Here is a 23854-nt window from a genome sequence, read left to right on the forward strand (position 1 = left end):
TAAAAAGAACCCTAGAAGGGTTCAATTATTTTAGCAATCCCATCGCACAGGGCAACGGCATTCTTTCCATTTTTCCGCCATTGGAAATGAGCCGGGGGCTAAAGGGCTTCCTCCGGAAGGATATTGTTTGTTAATGGCGAGAACCCCCAGAGGGGGTGAAATGTTTTTCTATACCTTTCTGTGTCACCCTGAGGGCTTGCCGAAGGGTCTCGGAACTATCCATACTTAACTTGAAATAGTTTTCTCATCTTACGGTTTCGAAATGACGGCGATCCTAAAAAAAACAAAAAATAGATTCTTCGTTTCACTCTGAATCCCTCTAGGTCACATTTTGATTCTGAACGATCAGTGAAGAATCTGTTCGGTTCTACTCCTCTAGATTTTGTCATTCTTAACCGAAGGTTAAGAAACCGTACGCCAAAAAAATCCATATTATTTAAATTGATTAGGTCTGTAATATTTCGAGACCCTTCCTTCGTCAGGTTGACACCGGAAAGGGACCTTTTATTGCGCTACGCAACCCCTATAGGTTAGGCTATTTAAAATCTTGGTCTATCCTCACATCCTTTCCATCCTGGTTAATTCCCAGTTCTTGGTCTATCCTCACATCCTTTCCATCCTGGTTAATTCCCAGTTCTTGGTCTATCCTCACATCCTTTCCATCCTGGTTAATTCCCAGTTCTTGGTCTATCCTCACATCCTTTCCATCCTGGTTCAAAACCAACTGCCACATCCTATCCACCCCCAACCTCTCAAAACAAAAACAGGAGCAACCTTTCGGTTACTCCTGTTTCCATTTTATATCAGGATCTGTTTACCAGATAACGATACGTTTATCTTTAGGGATGTACAGTTTGTCACCCTCTTTGGTTTCGAATGCTTTGTGGAACGCATCTAAATTGATGATCGGACCTGTCGCACGGTATTGAGCTGGAGAGTGTGGGTCAGTTTTCACTTGGTTTACCACAAACTCATCTGTCGTTTTAGTACGCCAGATTGTTGCCCATGACAGGAAGAAACGTTGATCTTGTGTGAAACCATCGATCAATCCTGGGTTTCCTTTGTCTTTCAGGTACATTTGCAATGCATCAAAAGCAACAGAAGAACCACCTAGGTCACCGATATTTTCACCTAAGGTGAACCTTCCGTTTACAAATACCCCTGGTACTGGCTCGTATGCTTCAAACTGTGCAACTAAAGCATCAGCAGCTGCTTCAAATTTAGTTCTGTCATCATCAGTCCACCAGTTGTTCAAGTTACCATTTCCATCGTACTGTGAACCTGAATCATCAAAACCATGAGATAACTCATGACCGATTACTGCACCGATACCACCAAAGTTCACTCCTGGATCAGCTTTGTAATCATAGAATGGAGGTTGTAAGATAGCTGCTGGGAATACAATCTCATTGAACAATGGACTATAGTAAGCATTAACGGTTTGAGGTGTCATTCCCCATTCAGATTTGTCAACAGGTTTTCCTTGTTTAGCAAGGTTTTCTTCAAATGACCAACGACGTACATTATTTACGTTTTCGATCAAGGAAGTACCAACCTGAAGACTTGAATAGTCTTTCCATTTATCAGGATATCCGATCTTCACGGTAAACTTAGAAAGTTTCTCCAATGCTTTTTCTTTGGTCGTAGGAGACATCCAAGCTAGATCTTTGATGTGTACATTGAAAGATTTGATCAAGTACTGCACCAATTCTTCACAGGCAGCCTTCGCTTCAGCAGGGAAATTTTCTTTAACGTACAGCTTTCCTAACAATTCACCAGCATTGCCATTGACAAATTCCAATCCTCTTTTATCCAGCGAACGTTGTTCTTTCTGACCTCTTAGTTTCCTCCCATAGAAATCAAAAGACAACTGATCTAATTCTTCTGTCAAATAACCAGTAGCATCATCCATTACATGGAATTTCAAGTATTCCTTGATTACCGGTAAATTTTCCTCATTAACGATCTTATCTAGGTTTTGGTAATAGTTAAGTTCACCAATGATTACGGTATCAGCTTTGAATCCAAGGGTCTGGATGTATTTTGCCACATCCATGTTCTTTACCATTTTATTCAAGTCTTTCACCGCTACAGGATTGTAACGTTTCTGAGCATCACGCATCTCTTCTACTGTTTTCAGGTTTGAAGCGATCAATTTCTCAAATTCAATTACTTTAGGACCTTTCAGGTCTCTGGTCTTCGGATCAACCTTGCCATATAAGGCGTTGATATATTGGTTGTAGTTTCCTAAAGTCTCTGTATTTTTGGCATCTTCTTTTTGGTAATAAGTACGGCCAAGACCCAATCCGCCACCACCTAAATAAACAGCATTCATGTTACTGTTTTTCATGTGGGCATAAACATAGGCACCGAAGAAAGGGTTACCACCGATACCTCCGTATTTAACGAAGTAATCGTAAAGACCTTTCAGGTTCTTCACTTGGTCGATATCCTTCAATTGTTGTTGGATAGGCGCTATCCCCAACTTGTTACGGGTATCAAAGTCTACATAAGATTTATATAGATCAGCGATCTTTTGCCCATCGGTTCCTTTTTCGAATTTAGTGTTCAAAGATTCTTTAAGGATTTTCAAGGCCGCTTCATCCGTGTTTTCTCTTAGTTGATCAAAAGAACCCCAACGAGCCTTATCAGAAGGAATTTCCACAGTTTTCATCCAATTACCATTGACGTAATTGTAGAAATCATCTTGAGGACGAACGGATTTGTCCATGTAGGATACATTGATTGCTTGATGTTCTTGCCCATAAACATAAGCTGAACTAGCAAATAATGCTGCCATTAATACGTATTGTTTCATAATTAACCTATTTTGTTTTAGAACTAAGAGATAGTTCCTATGCAAACATAGCGATTCTAGGAAAAAACAGAAAGTAACTATTTTTATATATTTAATTGATTTTAATTTAACACAATGGAATTGCTAAATTGGCCGAAATGATAATTCAGGTAGAAAACATCGATTATTTATTGGTCAGCAGCGATAAAAAAGGGATCAGCATAGATTTTAATACGGAAGATTTACCGGTAATCTATGCCCCTGCAGATCTTTCTATCCAGGAACTGACGGCTTATGTGAAGCGATTTGCCAAGAAAGAACAGAAGAAATCCATGGCAGATGAAGAAATGGAATTCTTTACCTTAAAACTATTCTCCAAAGACTATCCTGTAAGACCTCTGACCAATGGACAGTCTAAACCTTATCTAAAAAACAATATCATCTATTATTCCAAGTCTCTATTTAAGAGCAAAAACCAAGAAAGACTTGAAAAACAGCTGCGACAATATATGTTTGAACAAGTCATCAAGACGATGATCGGGAAATGGGAGGAGATATTGGATTACCTTCTGGAAGACATAGAATTTAAAAAACTTCCCAAGCGCTATTTTGTCAATTCAGGAAATACCTTGACCTATAATAAATCCAACATAGAATTGGACTTGAGGTGCAATGAATATTTATTGGCAAAGGCTTTGATAGGATTATCTGGAAAAAATAAATTGCAGGCTGGAATTTTGGAAAGACATTTTCCGGATGCAAGACAAATTGAAAAAATATTATCCTATGGAAACGAAAGAATATAGATTTGAAACGGAAATAAACCCTGAGCAACTGGAAAGCTTCGCAGGAAATCCTTCGAGCTTATTGGACCATATATCAAAAGAAGAACTGGATAAATTAAGCTGGTTTATCTTTGATGTTTTAGGCGATAAAGATGGCAGTCCGGAGGTGGGGAACATACAGGTTTCAAGCTTTAAATATGATACCGAAAAAAATAAGGGTACCTTTCGGATGCAATTTGACATTGACCGAAAGTTTTGCTGTTCAGATATGGGGAGTTGCAGCAATGATTATCTTGATTTCAATTTCAATATCGAAAACAACCTACTTGTTGCAACCGGTAGTTACTTTGATTGGACGTTGAACAATTAATTGAACATATAGACTTTGAAATAATAAATGATAATGGCGATCAGGATCAACATGATCGATAGAATTATCAAGTTAGCTTTCAAAGCAGACCAATCTTTCTGAACAATATTGCTGGCAATTAGGATCAATTTGAAAAGGACACTTATTCCAGCTATGAGATAGAAAAAGTTATAGAAGTTAATCTGAATCTCCATCATACGCGTGAGGGATTAGAAAATTTAACAATTGGTTTTCTATCAAATATACAAATTTTAACATCCAATTACCTAGTAATTAAAATATTATATCGTATTGGGTAGGGTGGATTAAAAAAGAACAGGTACCTGAAATCCAGATACCTGTTCTTTTATTTTAAAATGTTCCTGTTTGTTCAAATGAACGGCGGGGATCTTAGCCAAACACTTCGTTCAACTCTTTAGCAAGTCTTAAACCTGCTTTCAACAAAGCGTTTTCCATTGGATCTTTGAACCTGAAGATATAGTCATAGGATAGCTTGTTGTTTTTGGCAACATCGTCATAAATAATGTTGGCCAATTGATGTGATTCATACAACCAATCTTCAAAAGTTGAATTTGTGTATTGGTTATAGAAGTACTTTTCATAATCCAATACACGGGCATATTCGCTATAAGACCATTTTTCATTATCGACCAAGTCACTATCCCATACGCGGTGTATATTCGATCCCCTACCAAAGAAAGTAACGGCAATTTTATTTCCACCCAGGTCTTCTGCCCTACTCACATGCATGGGTTGATGGGCATCCCCTAATAAATGGACCATAAAATAAAAAGCTTGCTGCCTTTGTTCGATGGACAAATCTCTGTTGGCAACCTCGTTTTTAACTCTTTGGTAAGCCTTGTAAAGGTTTTGTTCCGGTGAATTTTGAAGTTCCACTAAAAATTGCTCGTGGGTCAGGTTCCCTGGGGTATTCAAGAAATGCCAAGATCCAGTCTTCAGGAGAACGGAGTCTGGCGAGGATTTGATGAAATCTGCCCAGTTGGACCAATAAGCAATCTTTTGATGGCCGATCAGTTTCTCAATGTTTCGTTTCGCTTTTTTCGTAAGATGTTGTTCCGCGATTTCAGAAATCACGCGATGTCCAGTCATCCCCCATGCCAATACATGTTGGGATTGCGTTAATAGCATAAAAAATACTAGAATTCTACCTACTAGTTTCATATTCCTAATTATTTAAAAAGTTCAAATCCATATTTTGCTGTCGACCAGAAGCTATCAAGAGCGATAATCCGGGGTTTAAAGAATGATATGAGCGCGGGCCAATCTTCTTTATTAAAGACGCTCAATCCACGGATCTCGATGTAGATACGGGCAGTGTGTTTCCCATATTCATCATAAAAGGAATCGTCCCATATCCATTCTTCCCCTATTTCAGCTTCCAAAATCTTCGCGTATTCCTTAAATTGTTCAAAGAGCAAGTCACGGATCCCGGCATCAGGATTGGCTATTTTAATTCCGATCTGGGCCACCTTATTGGTTGCTTCCATCCTAAAGAACAGGTGCCGAATTCCGGTTTTGTAATTTACCCATGTTACCTTTTCACCGTCCTCACTCGGGATTGGGGCCATGTACTGCCCAAAACTGGTCCAAAAAGACTCCTTTATTTTCTTAGCTTCTTCTCTTGAATACAATTCTTTAATTTTATGCAAAACTAGGAATCTCTTTAAACATTTAGGTGGTTTAACCTGTTTTCCTATAAAATATTTACGATGGACAAAAAGAAAACCCTAATAACCCTGACAGCAGTAGCCCTAGGTTCTGTAATCTATAACTACTTGAAACCCATTAAATCCAATGCCGAGTCTGTTCAAGATTTTGACTTGCAACGATATTTAGGGAAATGGTACGAGATCGCTCGTTTAGACTTTTTTTGGGAAAAGGACCTGAAAAATGTGAGTGCCGAATATAGTCTGAACGATGATGGATCGGTCAGGGTGAAAAATGAAGGCGTGAGCACAGTGAATGGAAAAACAAAAACCAGTATTGGAAAGGCCAAGTATGCAGGTGATGTCCATGAAGGTTCCCTTAAAGTTTCTTTTTTCGGTCCTTTTTATTCTGGTTACCATATTGTCCAATTGGATGAAAATTATGAAGATGCCTTAGTCTTTGGCGACAACCTGGATTATATGTGGATCCTTTCCAGAACAAAAACAATCAGGCCAGAACGGGAAGCCGCTTACCTGAAATATGCAGAAGCTTGTGGTTATGACACTTCGAAATTAAAGTGGACCATTCAGGAGGGTTAAAGATCAAATACTGGTTGTATAATGGCGTAATTTAAGGTTGGGTCCTGCTGGATAACCTTAGCAATTTCTTGTTGATCTGCAGCACTGATTACGTTTCCTAATCCAGCATTAAAAAGACGAATTAAAAAGAGAGCTCCTTCCTCCTTTTCATGGATGTTCAATAATGAACTACCGATATAAAAGTTGAGGATGGAAGCTGCGTAATCACCAAAGAGTTCAAAATCTAGGGCCTTCCTTTTGGATTTCAAATCCTTAAAGTACTTTTCGAAATCTCCCTTGATCATGTCTTGTTGTTTCTCTGTAAGCATAAGGCAAAAATAACAATAGGATTGACAATAAAAAAAGCAGCCCAAAATAATTTGGGCTGCTCCATTTTGGTTTTCAATTATTATTTTCTGACGCTTATCGCAACTCTTCTATCTTTCACGCGGTCTGATTCAGGGGCATCAGCAGGGTATTTAGCAAATTGGGAACCATATCCCTCAGTTGCCATTACTCGATTACCGACCCCTTTTGCATCAAAAGCATTCTTAACTGCGATTGCACGGTCATTTGACAGTTTTTTATTGATGGCTTCATCACCAGTCTTATCGGTATATCCACCAAGCTTAACCTTAGCATCTGGGTATGCATTCAGGATGGCCACCAGATTGTCAAGCTGCACCTGACTTTCCGGGAGGATATTTGCTGTTCCAGTTTCGAAATTTAAATTATCGAAATCAAACCAGCGGTCTTTTAATTCCTCATCCGAAAGGCTCTTATAGTCTGAGTTCAGGAACTGAACCAATTGGTCTTCAATACCACCTTTATAGGCATTGAGTTCGGTATTATTTGGCAAAGTCACCATAATACTTTCCCTCACTACTTCAGCTGGTGTCATCGTCGTGTCTTCGTTAACTACTGAATCAGTAATCAAGGAATCCACATGGGCATCCGATACCGGAGCCTCTTCACGGTTACAACCCTTTCCGAAAAAGAACCATAATAAAAGAAGGATAATCGGAAGGAGTATCCACCACAGGCCTGCGCCTTTCTTACGGTCTTCATCTGCTGGAGGAAGCGCAGCAGGTGGTTCCTCGCGACGGACCCTGGAGGTAGGCACGATTGGATCTTCGACAAGAACATCCCTTGCTGGATCAACAATTGGGTCCACTTCTACCACTTCTTCTTCTGTTACGATGGTTGGTCCTTTTGGTTCTTCACCTAAAATATTCAACGGCAGACCAGTTGGAAGAGCCTTCAGGAAGTTTGAACGATTGTTGTTCAAGTCGGCTTCGATGGAAGTAGTATCCCAGCGCTGGCCATTGCTGGTCAAGGCACCAACCACAGCTGGAATCGCTGCGGAGAATAGGCGAATCAATGTGTTGGTATTCAACCCTAAAAAATTCGCAGTATTGGGTATTACCTGGTCAAAAGTGTTCCCGAAAAGGGAGCTTAAAACGGTTCTCGTGGTATCCCCATCTTGAGGCACATCCTGTACAGGAGGGCTAAACCTCAATACATCTGAAAAATTAAATCCAGAAAAATTTGATTTCAATGTTTCTAAGAGGCTTCCTAGGCCGTGTCCGGCTTTGCGTTGGAAACCTAAGAATAAGGAAGGAATTACAGTTTCGATTCCTGTTTTTGCCTGATCCGGGGAAATGTTTTCCTCGGAGGCAAGAGTACTATAAGTGTGCTCATTGAAGTATTGCTGAGCAAGCTCTAATAAATTGTTTTCCATAACCTGTGTTTATAAGTACAATTGAAGAAACAATCCGTGTAACATTTTGTTTGCAACAAGCTGTTTTTGCCAATTAACATTATCTTAATATGAGAACCTTAGTTTTGTATAAATTAATCCATTTGGTATGAACATTAAATTTTTCAATTTATTCCTCGCCTTATTCTTATTTGTAGGCTCAAGTTTTGCACAGAAACAACCGAAATACATTTTCTTTATGATTGGAGATGGTATGGGTTTGAACCAGGTACAGGCAGCAGAAGTATACAAAAGTTCTCTTGCAGGTAAAAATTCAGTTTCCCCTACTGTTTTCAGTCAATTTCCATTTGCCACGTTCGCCACATCCCATTCCTTATCTCATGGAGTAACAGATTCTGGTGCTGGCGGTACAGCATTGGCTGTTGGTTACAAGACTAAGAACGGTGTTATCGCTATGGACAGTGCTGGTTTGAAGTCCTATAAAAGCATTGCCTACTTGGCGAAAGAAAAAGGAATGAAGGTTGGAATTACGACTTCAGTAAGTATCGACCACGCCACACCGGCTTCTTTCTTTGCCAACCAACCCGATCGCGATATGTATTATGAAATTGGCTTGGATATCATTAAATCTAAATTTGACTTCTTTGCTGGATCAGGGTTTCTAAAGCCAACAACTAATGCTAAAAAGGAAGAGGTCGCTTCTATTTTCCCTCAACTGGAAAAAGCAGGTTATAAATTGCTTTATGGTTTGGACGACTATAAGAAAGCCAACAAATCAGATAAACTGATCTTGATGAACAAAAAAGGAACGGACAATGTTTCCTTGAAATATGCGATCGATCAAAAACCAGGAGATTTGAACCTAGCAGAAATCACTTCAGCAGCGATAGAATCCTTAAGCCAAGGAGACAAAGGTTTCTTCCTGATGGTTGAAGGGGGAAAAATTGACTGGGCATGCCATTCCAATGACGGCGCTACTGCTGTACATGAAGTTTGGGATTTCAACAATGCAGTTCAAAAAGCCTTTGAATTCTACCAAAAACATCCAGAAGAAACCTTGATCATCGTTACGGCGGATCATGAGACCGGCGGTATCGGGGTTGGAAACGGAAGCTCTACCCTTCGTTTGAAAAACCTAGAAAACCAAAAGATTTCTCAAGAAGCACTTTCAGCTGCCATCAATGAATTCAGGACCAAGAATGCGAATGCATCTTGGGATCAACTTAAAGAATTTTTGGGTCAACACCTAGGATTGTGGAAAGCGATCAAGGTAAGTGAAGACGATAATGAAGATCTTCATGAAGCTTACGAAAAAAGCTTTATAGAACATAAAAATGAAACCAGCAAAAGTCTGTATGCCACCAACGATAAAATCGCATCGTTAGCGATCAAGGCCTTGAACAAAGCGTCATCGATTAGTTGGGCATCAGGCAGCCATTCGGCAGCCTATATCCCAGTGTATGCGATTGGAGTGGGTGCGGAAGCATTCCATCAGAAAATGGACAATGTAGATATCCCGAGAACGGTTTCTAAAGTTGCTGGTTGGCAACATCCATAATAAGTCAAAGAACTTTTTCAATCAATATGGGGGAGTTGATGAATTTCAGCTCCCCTTTTTATATAGGTAATGGACCTGATGCTTATGCACTGGTTTCAGTCTGCAATTTCTTGTTCAATCCCATCGACTCCATCAAAAACATGAGCTTATTAGCCCTGATTTCACAATATTGCTGGGGATTTCCGTTTCCCCCATCAAACTGTTTATAGAAGATCGTCCCTTGGATCAGCCACAGACTCCCCTTCTTACCTCGTTTTTTCATTTGATTGCACATCATATCTCCCCAAACTGCTATCCGATGCCATTGACTTTTTTCATATTGTTCGCCATTCTTCTTGACACCATATTCATTAGTTACCAAGGATATGAAGCAATATGGAATCCCATTGCTGCTGACCTTGATTTCTGCTTCCTGACCTAACCTGCCCAATAGTTGTACTGAATTTTTTATCGTGCTCATGGAAATTTCAATTTTTGATATTTATTTTCTTATTAATCAATTAACTTAGCTAAGTAACTGGTACAAAATTGACGAAGGGCAGCAAGTTTATTCGTATTTCAAACAGTTAAAAACGACTGTAGTCGGTTTTAAACGATTAAAATCATTTATGTCATGGGTATAAGAACATGTAAAGAATGTGAAGAGGTATTGCGCGGAAGGACCGACAAAAGGTTTTGCAACGATGGATGCAGAAACGCCTATAATAACAGGGAGAATAGTAGGGATAGCGACCTTTTGAAAAAAATCAACAACCAGCTCCGAAAGAACAGAAAGATCCTGAGGATTTTACTTGCTGAGGAGAAAATGCTGAAAACAAACAAAGATAAACTCCTCACGGAAGGTTTCTCCTTGAAATACCATACCCATAGGATAATCACTTCAAAAGGTCAGGAGTATATATTCTGTTATGAATATGGCTATCTGGATCTTGGAAATGATTTTATATTAATTGTCAAGAGCAAGGAAAAGAAGCGCGAGATAAATACATTGGCTTAGGCTGGATAAATGAAAACATAAAAAAGCACCTGTAACCCTTACAAGTGCCTTTACTTAATAATAATATATTTATACCGGAACTTCCATCAATAGGAATTCAGCATTGGTATCTGCTTTAATCTTTACATCTTGTGCTCCTGCAATCCCAAGTCCATCCCTGCTCTGCATCTTCTGTCCTTCCACATCGATCTCTCCATTCAGCACGAAAATATATAGACCATGATCAGGTTTTTTCATGATATATTGGCGTGCATAGCCAGCCTCAAAATCAGCGATATGAAACCATGCATCTTGATGGATCCATACTCCTGCATCATCTGGATCAGGAGAAAGGATCTGTAAGAAATTATTCTTTGCAGCATTAAAGTCGATGCTCTGTTGATCGTAACGGGGTTCTACATGCTGCTTATTTGGAATTACCCAGATCTGAAGGAATTTTACCGGATCAGTCTTGCTGTTATTATATTCGCTATGTTCAATGCCAGTACCTGCACTCATAACCTGGATATCCCCTTTCTTGATGACTGAACCCGTACCCATGCTGTCATTATGCGCCAGTTCGCCTTCTAATGGAATGGAAATAATCTCCATGTTGCTATGGGGATGTTTTCCAAAGCCCATTCCAGCCGCTACGTTGTCATCATTCAAAACACGTAATGCACCGAAGTTCATTCTTTCGGCATTCATATAGCCTCCAAAACTGAACGTATGATTCGATTTCAACCATTCATGATCTGCATGTCCACGGGAGTCCGCTGGGTGATAAAAAAATTTTGCCATGATATTCTCCTCCTTTAATAATTAACACAAAGTTCAGGGATTAAGTTTTGCTGTGCATTGACATAGGGTAAGAAATCAGGTGGAAAGCAAACCTTCATCCCGAAAGCTATAATAGCTCTCATCTGTAATGATAAGATGGTCGTGTACATGGATGTCCATCAATTTGGCCGCCTGTGCTATTTTCTTGGTCAGGGTCCTATCGGCATCACTGGGCCTTAAGGTTCCTGAAGGATGATTATGGGCTAGAATAATGGAGTTAGCCTTGTTCATAAGGGCAAACCTAAGGATGATCCGAACGTCTACAGGGGTAAAGTCGTTGCCTCCTCTGCCGATGAGCTGTTTGTCCAAGACTTTGCAACTGGTATTCAGGAAAATCACCCAAAATTCTTCATGGCTAAGGTCTTCTAAAAGATGTTTTAAAAATTCATAGGCTTTTTTGCTGCTGTTGAGCACAGGTTTTTCCTGTACATCAGACTCTTGCCTCCTTCGACCAAGCTCCAGCGCCGCAATGATACTGATTGCCTTTGCTTCTCCAATCCCCTTAAACTGACAAAGCTCCTTGACATCCATTTTGCTGAGCCTAAATAAGTCGTTGCTGACCGAGCTGAGGAGTCTTTTGCAGAGTTCAACTGCTGTTTCATGTCTTGAACCGGAACCAATGAGGATGGCTAGAAGTTCGGCATCGGTTACTGCCCTTCTACCTTGTTCAAGTAGTTTTTCGCGCGGTCGATCCGATTCTGCCCAATCCCGAATGACTAATTTTTGCATATATATTATGGAAATTTTATTTCTTTAAAGTAAATATAGGGATTGTAAACGACAGCTTAAAAACTGGGATTCAACATCTTAATGTACAATCTTTAGAATTTACGCAGAAACCTTATCTTTGTAGGCTATTACAACATTAAGGACAGAAATAATGAGCAAAGCGATTATCAAAACAGAAAAAGGCGACATGACTGTGCAGTTTTACACAGAAGATGCTCCAAATACAGTAGCGAACTTCATTAAGTTAGCTAAATCAGGATATTATGATGGTTTAACATTTCACAGAGTTATTCCTGATTTCGTAATTCAAGGCGGATGTCCAAATACACGCGAAGGTGCAACAGGAATGCCGGGCACAGGTGGTCCGGGATACAAGATCGATTGTGAATTGGACGGTGGAAACCAACAGCATGACCGTGGTGTTCTTTCAATGGCTCACGCTGGAAGAAACACTGGTGGATCACAATTCTTTATCTGCCACAGCCGTAACAATACAGCTCACCTAGACCACAACCACACTTGTTTTGGAAAAGTAATCGAGAACGTTGATGTTGTTGATGATATCCGTCAAGGTGATCGTATTTTAGGAGTAGAAATTATTGAAGATTAATTCTTATATAAGAAGCAAAAAATGAATTTAAGAGGATTAGTGTCAGTTACTGGCAAACCAGGATTATTTAAATTGATCGGTCAAAACAAAGGTGGATTCGTTCTTGAATCGCTAGATGGCAGTAAAATCAAATCGGTAGTGAATCTATCGACTACCAAAATGGCTACGCTAGAAGACATCACTATTTATGGTGAGGACGAGGAAATCCGTCTATTGGACGTGTTTGAGACCATCAAATCAAACGGAGGCAACACGCCAGATGTAAAAGCTGACGGAAACACTTTGCGTGAGTATTTTAGAGAGGTAGCACCTAATCATGACGAAGCAAGAGTTTACTCTTCTGATATCAAAAAGATCATTACTTGGTACAATATCATCAAAGAACTTCCTTTGTTTGAAGAAGAAGCTCCAGAGCCTCTAGCATAAATTGACCAACATATAAAAAAAACCTATCCTAGATATTTTTTAGGATAGGTTTTTTTATATCCTTATATTTAAGAATTGGTGATTTTCATCTATTACATTCAAGTAAATTCCATAAATATGAGCAGCGAAAAACCCATTTCTTCTACCAATTTGAATAAAGGCTATCAGGAATTCTGGCATTGGTTCGAAGCCCGAGCTAAGGAATTCTATCAAGTCATCAAATCGGGAAAAGATGTTGAAGAAAAGTTTATCAACATCTTTGCACCTGAGTTGGATAGAGTGGAACCAAAAGTGTTTTTCTTGGTTGGAATGGACAAAGATAAAAAGGCCGAACTGGTTTTTACGCCTGATGGCATCATCAAGAATGTGCTGTGGGCAGAAAAGATCGTGGAAGCTGCCCCAGACATCGAAAACTGGAAATTTACTGCCTTGAAACCCGAATCCAACAATGAGGATTTTGCGATCCGCATGCATGACCTTCATTTTGATAAGGAGAACATAAAGTTCTATCCCATCCTTCACGATAATTATCCCGATAAAATAGACCTGATGTTTGTTTATGATCCCTATCATGAGGAATCTAGAGAAGAGATCCTGAATGGCATCTTTATTTTTCTGGACAACTATTTAGGCGAGGAAACCATGATCCAATGCATTGATAAGATCGATGTACGAGGTCCTCAAAACCTACAGGAGGAATTGATTCCCTTGAACAAGTTGGTTGATTACATCAATTGGCGGGAGAAGGAGTTTGTAGAGAAGTACCAGGATGTAAGACATGATTCCAGCGATGACCGCTTCTCGGGATTTGAAGGAACGGTAGAAGGCGGCAAAACCATTTTGTCAACCATCAACACCTCGGTCTTAGACTGGGACCATAAAGCATCCCATCCATGGATTTTGGTGACCATGAATGCCTATGATTCGGAAACAGACGCTGGCTTTCCAAGTCCGGAAACCTATGAGGACATTTCCAGGTTTGAAGAAGACCTGGAGGAAGAACTCCCTAGCAGGGATGGTTATATCTTCTTGGGATCGGAGACTGTGGATGGATTAAGGGAAACTTTCATTGCCTGTAGGGAATTCCGCAAGGCCACAGAGGTCATGGAGCGATTGCTGATCAAATATCATGACCAACTCAATCTTTCATTCGATTTCTTCAAGGACAAATATTGGCAGTCCTTTGAACGTTATAAAATGGTTTAATCCAAAATATGGTACCATGAACACATTCTCCATCCGTCGATACCAGCCCGTAGACTTCCAAGAGATCATCGGTGTTTTCAACAGCAATGTTCCGGATTTCTTTGACCCTAGCGAGACGCAGGACCTCTTCCATTATCTGGAACAAGAGATAGAAGATTATTTTGTAGTCATCAAAGATGCCCAGATAGTTGGTGCTGGAGGGATCAATTACGATGAAGATCAAATCACGGCGCGTCTAAGTTGGGATTTCCTAGATAAGACCTTGCAGCAAAATGGAGCAGGGACTTTATTGACCCAACATCGAATCCTGCATGTTCAGCAAATGCCCCATATCCAAAGATTGATTGTAAGGACTTCACAAATGGCCGAGGGATTTTATCAAAAGATGGGCTTTCAGGTCAAAGAAAGAGTTCCCGATTATTGGGCTAAAGGTTTTGATATGGTCCTGATGGAATACCAAGGCTAGTGGGTTTGTAAAAAAGGCAATTATTTAGCTTTATTTCATCTTTGAATTCTCCTTGAGAAACTTTCTTCTATTTTCGTCAATTGCATACTAAAGAGCTGTGTAACAAAAGATACAGAGCAACATAATATTAATCTACACTTTTGTGCTATTCTTTGTAAGAAATAAAGAGTAGCGTTCTTAAAAAATCACTCAATGGAAACATCTTTAGATCAGAACTTCTGGAATGAGCGTTGGGAAAACCAACAGACAGGTTGGGATATTGGCTATGCCTCTACTCCTATTGTAGCCTTCATGGACAGTTATCCAAACAAGGATGCGAAAATATTGATCCCTGGATGTGGGAATGCCTATGAAGCTGCCTACCTCTTAGAACAAGGTTTCACTGATTTAACCTTGATCGATATTGCACCAAAGGCTATTGAAAAGGTAAGGGAAAGATTTAAGGATCAAGCAAACATTGAGATCATATTAGGCGATTTCTTTCAACATGAAGGGGAGTATGACCTGATGCTAGAACAAACATTTTTCTGTGCATTGGAGCCAAAGCTTCGTCCGGATTATGTAAAAAAAGCACATTCGCTTTTGGGATCTGAAGGAAAGATTGCAGGGGTTTTATTTGGAATTGAATTCGAAAAGCAAGGTCCTCCATTTGGTGGGTCTGCTGAAGAATACAGCAAGCTTTTTGAGCCTTATTTCAAACTTGAGAAGATGGAACTTTGCTACAATAGCATTGTGCCAAGAAAAGGATCGGAATTATTTATAAAATTGGAGAGAAAAAATGGATAAAGTTAAGATTTATTTGTCCCAATGGAATGTGATGCGGGTATTGCGATTGGTAATGGGTATCCTCATTATTATCCAAGGGGTTAAAGCAGAGATGTGGCTAATAGCCGGCTTAGGCGTACTATTTACGATTTTACCCTTGATGAATATTGGGGGATGTTCGGTAAATGGCTCTTGCCAAGTACCACCTAGAGAAAGAAGATAGTGATCTTCAAAAATAAAATAGCAAGGTATAATTAATAATAGTTAGTGACTATAGGCTCAGGTTCCCAACCTGGGCCTTCACTTTTACCGAGCTTTCGCTTTCTGATTTTTTTCCCTAGCTTTGTAAATATCACATGATGACGAAGATAGTTTACATAATCTGTTTCACACTCATTGCCTTGATCGGCCCCAAGCTTACATTTGCTTGTACGGAACATCAGGAAAGGATCGCTGTGGAAACAAATTGTGAAACTGACCAACATCATACTGCTGATGAGCATAGTTGTTGCGACACTGAAGCGCACGATCAACCTCAGAGCAATAAAGACAACAGTAACTGTGGCGATAGCACCTGCTGCTGTCCAATGATGGCAAACCATAGCTGTTGCCTCTATTCCAACCCATCATTTGAATTTCACTTCCATATCCCTACTCATAGGGAAAAGATATCTACATTATTGGTTTTTCAAGAAACCACCGGATATTCTTCGATTTTCATCCCTCCCAAAATAGTTTAATACAAGCTACAAAAACCTATTGGTTTTAGAATTTAGTGGCAAATCAGGTTTGCCAGGTTATTTATATGTATTAAAAAATTAAAAGATGAAAAAGATATCCTTAATCTTAGGCCTTATCCTGGGCTTAGGTATAAATGCTAGTATAGCTCAAATCAACAATTCAAAAACAGTAACGGTAGCCGTAAACGGCAATTGCGGAATGTGCAAAAAGACTATTGAAACGAATGGTTCGGAAGGCAAAATCGCAAAAGTAACATGGGACACCAAACAGAAACAAGCCGAAATCACCTTTGATACAACAAAGACCAGTGAGGAAGCTGTTTTGAAGAAAATTGCCCAGGCGGGATATGACAATGCGCAATTCAGGGCACCAGACGATGTATATGCCAACCTGCACGAATGTTGCAGATACGACAGAAACCACGAGGTGAAAGGTGGGCCACATGCTCAGATGAACCACAATAACATGCCTAAGGCAGCTGCTCAGCATGAAGATGCAAGCCAAGCTAAAGGGCTAGCGCCTGTATTCCAAAATTATCTGACCTTGAAGGATGCCTTAGTGAGCAGTGACCAGAAAAAAGCAGCGATTGCTGCCGAAAAGCTAGGCCAAAGCATTCTAAAAGTAGACATGAAAGCACTTGCAGACAATGAACACAAGCAATGGATGAAAGTGAAAGGAAGCATGGAAAAGGCATCTACAGCAATTTCAAAGGATGGCAAACTGGAAGGCCAAAGAAATACTTTCATGGCCCTTTCCAACCATATGTATGAATTGGCCAAAACTTCAAAAGCAAGTGAAGGCCTTTATTGGCAATATTGCCCGATGGCAAACAACAATAAAGGTGCACATTGGCTAAGCAATGAGGAGGCAATTAAAAACCCTTATTACGGATCTAAAATGATGAGCTGCGGCGAGGTAAAGGAAAAAATCTAAAACCATTGCTGTAAATCTATTATTTAAACACGTAAGAGGTATTCATGAGAGAACAAATCAAATACATATTGATCTGTACATTTTTGCTATGCTCAACAGTTGGTTTTTCCCAAAAAGTTGTGCGTTACGACCTGAATGTAACAGACAGCATGGTAAACTATGCAGGTAAGGACCGTAGGGCGGTGGCAGTGAATGGCATGATCCCTATGCCTACATTGACCTTTACTGAAGGTGATACTGCAGAAATCCATGTACACAACAAACTCAAGGAAGGGACTTCCCTACACTGGCATGGCGTCTATTTACCGAACAAGGAAGATGGAGTTCCTTTTCTGACTCAGATGCCGATCGCCCCAAACAGCAGCTTTACCTATCGGTTTCCGATCATCCAAGACGGAACCCATTGGTACCATAGCCATTCCGGTATGCAGGAGCAGATCGGTATGTACGGTGCGATGATCCTGAAAAAAAGAGCTGAGGACCCCAATTTTAGAAAAGGGATTGATGACCTTCCTGAAATCCCGATTGTGTTAAGCGAGTGGACCAATATGGATCCCGATAATGTGCACCGAATGCTCCACAATGCCAACGACTGGTTTGCCATCAAGAAGAATGCAACCCAAAGTTATGCAGAGGCAATCAAAGATGGCCATTTTAATACCAAGCTTACCAACGAATGGAAGCGCATGCTGGCCATGGATGTCAGTGATGTGTATTATGACCGTTTCTTGTTGAATGGTACATCAGAGCAGACATATTCGCAGTTCAAAGCTGGGGATAAGGTAAGGCTGAGAGTAATCAATGCCGGTGCTTCCTCCTATTTCTGGCTGACTTATGCCGGTGGGAAAATCACGGTGGTAGCCAATGATGGCAATGATGTAGAACCAGTCGAAGTCGACCGTTTGATTGTCGGAGTTTCAGAAACCTATGATATCGTTGTGACCATTCCGGAGGATGGCTTCGCCTATGAATTTATGGCAACTCCTGAAGACAGGACCAATCATGTTTCCATGTATTTAGGTTCCGGTGTCAAGCAATTGGTCAGTCCTTTACCGAAGTTGAAATACTTCGAAGGAATGAAGATGATGAACGACATGATGAAAATGAATGGCGACCTCGACGATATGGGGATGAAGATGAGCCTGCAGAAAATGGACATGAATACCGTCATGTATCCTGAGATCCAAGATCAGAAAGGACATCAAGATCATCAAAACCATGGAGCCCAGGACAGCTCTTCCCACAAGGAAGACCATTCCATGCATGATATGGGAAATAAGGAGGAACAAGCAACCGGGCATGACCATTCCAAAATGGAAGCTATGGACCATAGTCAACATGCTAGTTCCGATATCGTGACCTTAAACTATGGTATGCTTCGATCTCCTACGAAGACAACCCTGCCAAAAAATGCCCCAATTAGGGAAATGAAGTTTGAGTTGACAGGTAACATGAACCGATATGTTTGGAGCATGGACAATAAAGTTCTTGCCGAAAGCGACAAAATCCTCATAAAGGAAGGCGAAATCCTAAGGATCATCCTGTACAACAATTCAATGATGCGACACCCCATGCACCTTCATGGACATGACTTTAGGGTAATCAATGGTCAGGGAGATTATGCGCCATTAAAGAATGTCTTGGATATTATGCCTATGGAAACAGATACCATTGAATTCCTATCCAATGTGGAAGGGGATTGGTTCTTCCATTGCCATATCCTTTACCATATGATGGCAGGGATGAACCGCGTGTTCAGCACCGAAGACCAACAGCCAAATCCATATCTGCCAAATAAAGCATGGGCATATCGCGAATTGCAAAAAGAAAGCAACATGAAGCACTTCATGATCCAAAATGATTTTGCGACCAATGGAAACGATGGCGAATTGATGTTGCACAACACCCGATATAGCCTCACTACCGAATGGCGATTAGGCTATTCTGATATGCACGGCTATGAGGTCGAAACCCATCTAGGCCGATACATTGGAAAGATGCAATGGTTCATGCCTTTTATCGGTTTTGACTATCGCTATAGGAGAATGGACAATCACGGTCCGGAAAAGAACATCTTCGGACAGCGGAACAGCAAAAACGAAAGAGCTTTACTCTCTGCCGGTTTTACCTATATGCTGCCTATGCTGGTAAGATTCCAGGCCGAAGTATACCATGATGGAAATGTCCGATTGCAATTGATGCGTGAAGACATACCAGTAACCAAAAGATTAAGAGCCGGAGTGATGGTCAACTCCGATCTAGAATACATGGGCGACCTGCGTTATATCCTGACCAAGAATTTAGGGGTCCGAACCCATTATGATTCGGACATGGGATTTGGAGTAGGATTGTCGGTTAACTATTAAAAGCAACAAGGGTAGAACAACATGTTCTACCCTTGTTTATTTATCGATGGAAATATTAATCTTCCAGGTAACCGAATTTGCCAGTTTGAAAATCACGGAACGCTTGTTTGATCTCGTCCTCGGTATTCATGACAAATGGACCATAAGCTGCGATGGGCTCATTGATCGGTTCGCCACTCAAAACCAAGACTAAAGCATCCTCTGTAGCTTCCAACTCGATCTTTTCACCCTTGTTTGCAAACAAAACAAAATGATCGGTTGCAACATCCTGTCCATTGACCTTGACAGAGCCTTCCAGAACTAACAATCCCGTATTAAAGTCCTCTGGAAATTCAAAATCTACTTTAGCCCTGGCCTTCAACTTAGCATTGAATAAGTTCACGGGCGAAAAGGTACTCGCAGCACCCTTGGTTCCTTGGTATTCACCCGCCACAACCTCAATATATCCTAATCCACCATCTATATCAACCTTTGGGATGTTCTTATTTTCCAAAGCCTGATATTTTGGTGTCGACATCTTATGTGCAGCTGGCAGGTTTACCCATAATTGCACCATTTGAAATTCACCACCATTCTTGCTCCATTCCGATTCATGGAATTCTTTATGCAATACACCAGAAGCAGCGGTCATCCATTGTACATCACCCTCACCGATAATTCCACCACCGCCACTGCTGTCCGCATGCTCTACCCTGCCCTTATAGGCTAAGGTCACCGTTTCAAATCCACGGTGTGGATGCACTCCTACCCCTTTTGGGATTTCACTCGCTGGAAAGTTATATTTTGAGTTATAATCAAATACAATAAATGGATCCATTCTCTGCATTGGAATAGCAGAAGGAATAAAACTATGCACTCTAAAACCATCCCCGACAAAATGTGGCATTCCAGGTTTAAGAATCCTTTCAATTTGTTTTTCTTTCATGGTATTCTCCTTATTAGTAATACAAAGTTAACCCTTCCTTAACCGGAAAGCGTTGACCTATGGTAATAAGTAAAGCAAAAAAATAAGGCCTTGCTAACAAGGCCTTTCCAAATAAAACTAAGAAATCTTTATAGGTTTTCTAACCTATTAAATTTGTCTTTTATAACCTGGCTTATCCATCGCTTTGTCCAGTGACATTGGCCCTGAACCTACGATCAAGAAATAGATAAGGAGTAAAAGTACCACTAGGGACAACCAAAATTCTGAATTCAAAAAGCTGAATCCATTCGTAATGTTCACAAAGAATACCGCACCTATCAGGATGGGAATCTGAAGAGCTACCGCCAATCGGGTACAAAGTCCCAATGCGATGAATATCCCGCCAACAAGGTGGGCAAACACCACATAGTGCACTGCACTCCAAATGGATAATTGAAAATGTGTCTTCTCGATCAAAGTAGCGACTGAATCACGATCCATAATAAAGCTTATTCCTTTTGCAAAGATCAGAATCCCGAGTACAATCCTCATAAAATCGATCCATCTCGGATGATGGGCATCTCCCCAATGTTCAATGCGTTGAATTAGGTTCATAACAACCTCCTTTTTAACTGGTTATAAAACTAAAACGCAAATAAAGACCCTGATATTATGTATTTAATAATTTTTTGTAAAATAATTAGCAAACCTCGCTTTTCCCTAAAATCAATAAACCTCTCAAAACCTTGCAGAAAACTAATTAATGGATTTATTGTTCATTAAAGTAGAAAAGATATTTATGGCAAAATTCACCAAGTATTTCATTAAAAGAATAGATAGCCCCTTTTGGGCTTTTGCGATTCATGATGGACAGCAGATCGATCCTTTTATTGACCCATATATCAATCTCAATGAAAGTGAAAGACTGCGTGAGGAGGATCCATTTACAGCTGTCATGGCTGAATTACCTATGAATCAATTTATCGTCGGCTCCTCACGGTTCCAACTTGATCTCAACCGAAAGATTGAAGATTCGGTATATCTGCGTCCCGATCAAGCTTGGGGACTGCAGGTCTGGAAAGACAGCCTTCCCGAAAATATTGTTACAGAACTCTACCTAGACCATAAAAACATCTATCAGGAAATTGAAGAGCAGATCCAAGAAACCATCGACCAATATGGCTATTTTGTAGTGTATGATATCCATAGCTATAATGCCAAGCGCAATGGATCTGAGGAAGAAGTTGACACCGAAATCAATCCGCAAATCAACCTTGGAACAGCCTATGTCGATCCAAAGTGGCAACCCCTGATTGATCAGTTAATGGGTTTCATCAGCAAGGATAGCTTGTACGATGGACCGATTGATATTCGAGAAAACATTAAATTTAAGGGAGGATACCTATCCCAGTTGATCAACAAAAAATTCGGAGCATATGGCTGTGTCCTATCCATCGAATTCCGAAAGGATTTTATGGACGAGTGGACCGGTGCTCCTGACCTTCCAAGGGTAGTCTCCTGCAAACAACTTCTAATGAATTCAATCCAGGTCTTAAAACAGTACTTTAAAAATGATTCAAGATAAGAACAAACCCCTTTTAAGAATCTTAAACGCTATCAATAAGCGGAATGCAGTCCATTATCAGATTCCCAACGTAGGCAAGTTCATCTTCAACAAAATTGTTCCCTATATCTTTATTTACAGAGTGCCCAGTGCAGAAAAGAGGGACAAGATGTTGGTGGATCTTGCCAAAACGGAAAATGCCAGCATTGTCTGTCGGTCCAAGGAATTTGATCTGGAGGAATGGATAAAACCTATATCCCAGCGGCTGGCTGAAGAGTTTGGCGCATGTCTGTTAGTCGAGGCATGGACTGCTGAACCGGGACAGAAGGAGGATATCATGGTCCATGTGGGGCAAAAGGATATGCTGCCGCTGGCTGAATATTTTCAGAAGAACATCAAAAAGGAAGCCCGTGAAATCAATGTTTCCCTGGCGAAGGATCTTAATATCCCTCAACCTTTGGATGTTTCAGCTCTGTTCAGCAAGAAAGAATTACAGAACAAGCAGATTCTCTATATGGGGCTTTCCATAAAACAGAATTATATTGAAGATGAGGATCAGGTCTTACCGATCTTGATGCGCTTATATCGCGAAACTCTAGCGAAGTCCCTTTCCCGATTGTTCTTTGAGTTCCTGCGCGTCTACACCCATCTCAATGCCACAGCACAAAGGCTCAACTTCCATCAGGAACTAACGCCCTTGATGATCGATATCGATAAATCATTGGCCCAGGAAAGCACCAAATTCGACTTTCTCTTGATGGTGACTCCATTGAATGCGCATGAAGCCTGGTTACAGTTCAAAAAAGACAAGTACTGGAAAACACCCAAGTTCCTCTATAGGCCCATGCACATTGACCCCGATTTGGTCAAGCGGAGACTGTACAATCTTCGAATAGAAGATATTTACGATCCTACCATGGCCTATATCTTTCGGGATAAGCGGACCGAATTGGACTCTATGGTCAGCATGATTGCCGATCGTGGCAAGGAGGACTTCCTGCACGGCAGTCTACAGGTCTTTGGCAACGTCTCAGAGAAACTATACAAGTCAGCTATGGCCATCCTGATGGTCACAGAACCTGAAGAACCGATCAAAAAAAGTGATGATTATATCAGTGCAAATGAGTTTGCAAAACTGGCAAGGGATGAAATCAAGTTTTTACAGAGGCAGAACCAGGAATTTAATAGCCCTGTCCGTGTCCGTGAAGATATCTCTGGCGTGATGGTCAACCGCGGCGTGCTGAACATCAGCAAGGAATATAGACTGACCCGCAAGCGGGCTGAAGCCTTGATCCAGCATGAGATCGGAACCCATGTGGTCACTTATTTCAATGGACGACAGCAACCGTTGAGCATCTTCAGCTTAGGTGTTCCCGGCTATGAAGAACTGCAGGAAGGACTTGCCGTACTAGCGGAATACATTGTAGGCGGATTGAACAATGATCGCCTGCGCATCATTGCAGCACGTGTTATTGCAGTGCAGAACATGCTTTTGGGCAATTCATTTATCGACACCTTCAACATGCTCGTTGAACAATATAGTTTTCAGCCCGAAACGGCCTTTCAGATTGTCATGCGCGTTTATCGGGGTGGTGGCCTGACCAAGGATGCCCTTTACCTGAAAGGGATTATGGAGCTGCTGAATTACCTGAAGGATGGCAACAATGTACACCTGCTCATGATGGGAAAAATCCGAAAGGATTACCTGCCCATTATCAAGGATCTCCTCCAAAAGGAAATCTTGATCCCCCCTGCTATCACACCACGCTACCTCTTCCCAGAGTTCAGTCCACAATGGAAGGACGTGAAAAGGAAAGGCAGCATTTTTAAATTAATTCAATAAGAAATTTTT

28 protein-coding genes are annotated in these 23854 nt (G+C 40.7%); 16 read left to right on the plus strand and 12 right to left on the minus strand.

Translation table 11 applies throughout. The annotated features are described in order from the left end of the window. Positions 1 to 535: 535 nt before the first annotated feature. Positions 536 to 742, minus strand: a complete 207-nt coding sequence (locus ACWIB3_RS13800) for a hypothetical protein (protein WP_454291893.1) — start codon at positions 740 to 742, stop codon at positions 536 to 538. A 72-nt stretch (positions 743 to 814) separates the two neighbouring features. Further along, a complete protein-coding gene (locus ACWIB3_RS13805) occupies positions 815 to 2818 on the minus strand; it encodes a M13 family metallopeptidase (RefSeq protein WP_454291894.1) in 2004 nt (667 codons plus the stop codon). A 137-nt stretch (positions 2819 to 2955) separates the two neighbouring features. Here ACWIB3_RS13805 and ACWIB3_RS13810 point away from each other — a divergent pair, with 137 nt between their 5' ends. Continuing rightward, positions 2956 to 3603, plus strand: a complete 648-nt coding sequence (locus tag ACWIB3_RS13810) for a hypothetical protein (protein ID WP_454291895.1) — start codon at positions 2956 to 2958, stop codon at positions 3601 to 3603. After that, positions 3584 to 3952, plus strand: coding sequence for a hypothetical protein (locus tag ACWIB3_RS13815; protein WP_185214265.1), 369 nt, complete (start codon positions 3584 to 3586; stop codon positions 3950 to 3952). Before ACWIB3_RS13810 ends, ACWIB3_RS13815 begins: the two co-directional genes overlap by 20 nt. On the opposite strand, the gene ACWIB3_RS13820 is transcribed toward ACWIB3_RS13815, so the two are convergent. The 3 genes from ACWIB3_RS13820 to ACWIB3_RS13830 all read right to left on the minus strand — a co-directional run bounded on the left by ACWIB3_RS13820 (position 3949) and on the right by ACWIB3_RS13830 (position 5604). Further along, on the minus strand, positions 3949 to 4149 hold the full coding sequence (locus tag ACWIB3_RS13820; RefSeq protein ID WP_185214264.1) for a hypothetical protein: 201 nt from the start codon (positions 4147 to 4149) through the stop codon (positions 3949 to 3951). The genes ACWIB3_RS13815 and ACWIB3_RS13820 overlap by 4 nt on opposite strands. 193 nt (positions 4150 to 4342) lie before the next feature. After that, complete coding sequence (locus tag ACWIB3_RS13825; protein ID WP_454291896.1) at positions 4343 to 5134, minus strand: S1/P1 nuclease; 792 nt, start codon at positions 5132 to 5134, stop codon at positions 4343 to 4345. Between the two features lie 8 nt (positions 5135 to 5142). Then, entirely contained in the window at positions 5143 to 5604 is a 462-nt protein-coding gene (locus ACWIB3_RS13830) for a DUF4268 domain-containing protein (RefSeq protein WP_454291897.1), read from the minus strand. Positions 5605 to 5682: 78 nt separating this feature from the next. On the opposite strand from ACWIB3_RS13830, the gene ACWIB3_RS13835 reads away from it, so the two are divergent. Continuing rightward, positions 5683 to 6219 (plus strand): lipocalin family protein, encoded by a 537-nt coding sequence (locus tag ACWIB3_RS13835; RefSeq protein WP_454291898.1) that lies wholly within the window; start codon positions 5683 to 5685, stop codon positions 6217 to 6219. Here ACWIB3_RS13835 and ACWIB3_RS13840 read toward each other — a convergent pair. Together ACWIB3_RS13840 and ACWIB3_RS13845 are read right to left on the minus strand one after the other, a co-directional pair. Further along, on the minus strand, positions 6216 to 6527 hold the full coding sequence (locus ACWIB3_RS13840; protein ID WP_185214260.1) for a hypothetical protein: 312 nt from the start codon (positions 6525 to 6527) through the stop codon (positions 6216 to 6218). The two genes, ACWIB3_RS13835 and ACWIB3_RS13840, sit on opposite strands and share 4 nt — an antisense overlap. An 80-nt stretch (positions 6528 to 6607) precedes the next feature. Then, positions 6608 to 7939 carry an OmpA family protein gene (locus tag ACWIB3_RS13845; protein WP_454291899.1) on the minus strand — a complete coding sequence of 444 codons (1332 nt, stop codon included), beginning with the start codon at positions 7937 to 7939 and terminating at the stop codon, positions 6608 to 6610. A 127-nt stretch (positions 7940 to 8066) separates the two neighbouring features. On the opposite strand from ACWIB3_RS13845, the gene ACWIB3_RS13850 reads away from it, so the two are divergent. Beyond that, complete coding sequence (locus tag ACWIB3_RS13850) at positions 8067 to 9476, plus strand: alkaline phosphatase (protein ID WP_454291900.1); 1410 nt, start codon at positions 8067 to 8069, stop codon at positions 9474 to 9476. An 82-nt stretch (positions 9477 to 9558) separates the two neighbouring features. Here ACWIB3_RS13850 and ACWIB3_RS13855 read toward each other — a convergent pair whose 3' ends face one another. Then, a complete protein-coding gene (locus ACWIB3_RS13855; RefSeq protein WP_454291901.1) occupies positions 9559 to 9936 on the minus strand; it encodes a single-stranded DNA-binding protein in 378 nt (125 codons plus the stop codon). Positions 9937 to 10089: 153 nt separating this feature from the next. On the opposite strand from ACWIB3_RS13855, the gene ACWIB3_RS13860 reads away from it, so the two are divergent. Next, positions 10090 to 10473 carry a hypothetical protein gene (locus tag ACWIB3_RS13860; protein WP_454291902.1) on the plus strand — a complete coding sequence of 128 codons (384 nt, stop codon included), beginning with the start codon at positions 10090 to 10092 and terminating at the stop codon, positions 10471 to 10473. 69 nt (positions 10474 to 10542) lie between these two features. Here ACWIB3_RS13860 and ACWIB3_RS13865 read toward each other — a convergent pair whose 3' ends face one another. After that, positions 10543 to 11253: a pirin family protein gene (locus ACWIB3_RS13865; RefSeq protein WP_454291903.1), complete on the minus strand. Its 711-nt coding sequence runs from the start codon at positions 11251 to 11253 to the stop codon at positions 10543 to 10545. 75 nt (positions 11254 to 11328) lie between these two features. Beyond that, complete coding sequence (gene radC / locus ACWIB3_RS13870; protein ID WP_185217478.1) at positions 11329 to 12021, minus strand: RadC family protein; 693 nt, start codon at positions 12019 to 12021, stop codon at positions 11329 to 11331. A gap of 151 nt (positions 12022 to 12172) precedes the next feature. Between radC and ACWIB3_RS13875 the strand changes: the two genes are divergently transcribed. The 9 genes from ACWIB3_RS13875 (at position 12173) to ACWIB3_RS13915 (ending at position 19534) form a co-directional block, all read left to right on the plus strand. Further along, a complete protein-coding gene (locus ACWIB3_RS13875; RefSeq protein WP_454291904.1) occupies positions 12173 to 12631 on the plus strand; it encodes a peptidylprolyl isomerase in 459 nt (152 codons plus the stop codon). Between the two features lie 21 nt (positions 12632 to 12652). Continuing rightward, the gene (locus ACWIB3_RS13880; RefSeq protein ID WP_185214252.1) at positions 12653 to 13057 is read left to right on the plus strand and encodes a DUF5606 family protein; all 405 of its coding nucleotides are present in this window, start codon (positions 12653 to 12655) and stop codon (positions 13055 to 13057) included. A 117-nt stretch (positions 13058 to 13174) separates the two neighbouring features. Continuing rightward, the gene (locus ACWIB3_RS13885) at positions 13175 to 14263 is read left to right on the plus strand and encodes a DUF695 domain-containing protein (RefSeq protein ID WP_454291905.1); all 1089 of its coding nucleotides are present in this window, start codon (positions 13175 to 13177) and stop codon (positions 14261 to 14263) included. A 16-nt stretch (positions 14264 to 14279) separates the two neighbouring features. Further along, positions 14280 to 14729 carry a GNAT family N-acetyltransferase gene (locus ACWIB3_RS13890; protein WP_454291906.1) on the plus strand — a complete coding sequence of 150 codons (450 nt, stop codon included), beginning with the start codon at positions 14280 to 14282 and terminating at the stop codon, positions 14727 to 14729. 192 nt (positions 14730 to 14921) lie between these two features. Next, positions 14922 to 15515, plus strand: coding sequence for a methyltransferase domain-containing protein (locus tag ACWIB3_RS13895; RefSeq protein WP_454291907.1), 594 nt, complete (start codon positions 14922 to 14924; stop codon positions 15513 to 15515). Beyond that, a complete protein-coding gene (locus ACWIB3_RS13900; RefSeq protein ID WP_093098049.1) occupies positions 15508 to 15717 on the plus strand; it encodes a hypothetical protein in 210 nt (69 codons plus the stop codon). Before ACWIB3_RS13895 ends, ACWIB3_RS13900 begins: the two co-directional genes overlap by 8 nt. A 133-nt stretch (positions 15718 to 15850) precedes the next feature. After that, positions 15851 to 16234: a hypothetical protein gene (locus ACWIB3_RS13905; protein ID WP_454291908.1), complete on the plus strand. Its 384-nt coding sequence runs from the start codon at positions 15851 to 15853 to the stop codon at positions 16232 to 16234. Between the two features lie 85 nt (positions 16235 to 16319). Then, entirely contained in the window at positions 16320 to 17168 is an 849-nt protein-coding gene (locus ACWIB3_RS13910) for a DUF3347 domain-containing protein (protein WP_454291909.1), read from the plus strand. A gap of 44 nt (positions 17169 to 17212) precedes the next feature. Next, positions 17213 to 19534 (plus strand): multicopper oxidase domain-containing protein, encoded by a 2322-nt coding sequence (locus ACWIB3_RS13915; RefSeq protein ID WP_454291910.1) that lies wholly within the window; start codon positions 17213 to 17215, stop codon positions 19532 to 19534. 55 nt (positions 19535 to 19589) lie between these two features. Here ACWIB3_RS13915 and ACWIB3_RS13920 read toward each other — a convergent pair whose 3' ends face one another. Beyond that, positions 19590 to 20459, minus strand: a complete 870-nt coding sequence (locus ACWIB3_RS13920; protein ID WP_454291911.1) for a pirin family protein — start codon at positions 20457 to 20459, stop codon at positions 19590 to 19592. A gap of 147 nt (positions 20460 to 20606) precedes the next feature. Further along, entirely contained in the window at positions 20607 to 21053 is a 447-nt protein-coding gene (locus ACWIB3_RS13925) for a DoxX family protein (protein WP_093098056.1), read from the minus strand. A gap of 148 nt (positions 21054 to 21201) precedes the next feature. On the opposite strand from ACWIB3_RS13925, the gene ACWIB3_RS13930 reads away from it, so the two are divergent. Together ACWIB3_RS13930 and ACWIB3_RS13935 are read left to right on the plus strand one after the other, a co-directional pair. Then, positions 21202 to 22023, plus strand: a complete 822-nt coding sequence (locus tag ACWIB3_RS13930; RefSeq protein WP_185214244.1) for an N-formylglutamate amidohydrolase — start codon at positions 21202 to 21204, stop codon at positions 22021 to 22023. Further along, positions 22010 to 23845 (plus strand): flavohemoglobin expression-modulating QEGLA motif protein, encoded by a 1836-nt coding sequence (locus ACWIB3_RS13935; RefSeq protein WP_254527924.1) that lies wholly within the window; start codon positions 22010 to 22012, stop codon positions 23843 to 23845. The genes ACWIB3_RS13930 and ACWIB3_RS13935 overlap by 14 nt, the downstream gene beginning before the upstream one ends. The last annotated feature ends 9 nt before the right edge of the window (positions 23846 to 23854 follow it).

This window comes from Sphingobacterium sp. NPDC055431 (assembly GCF_053644255.1).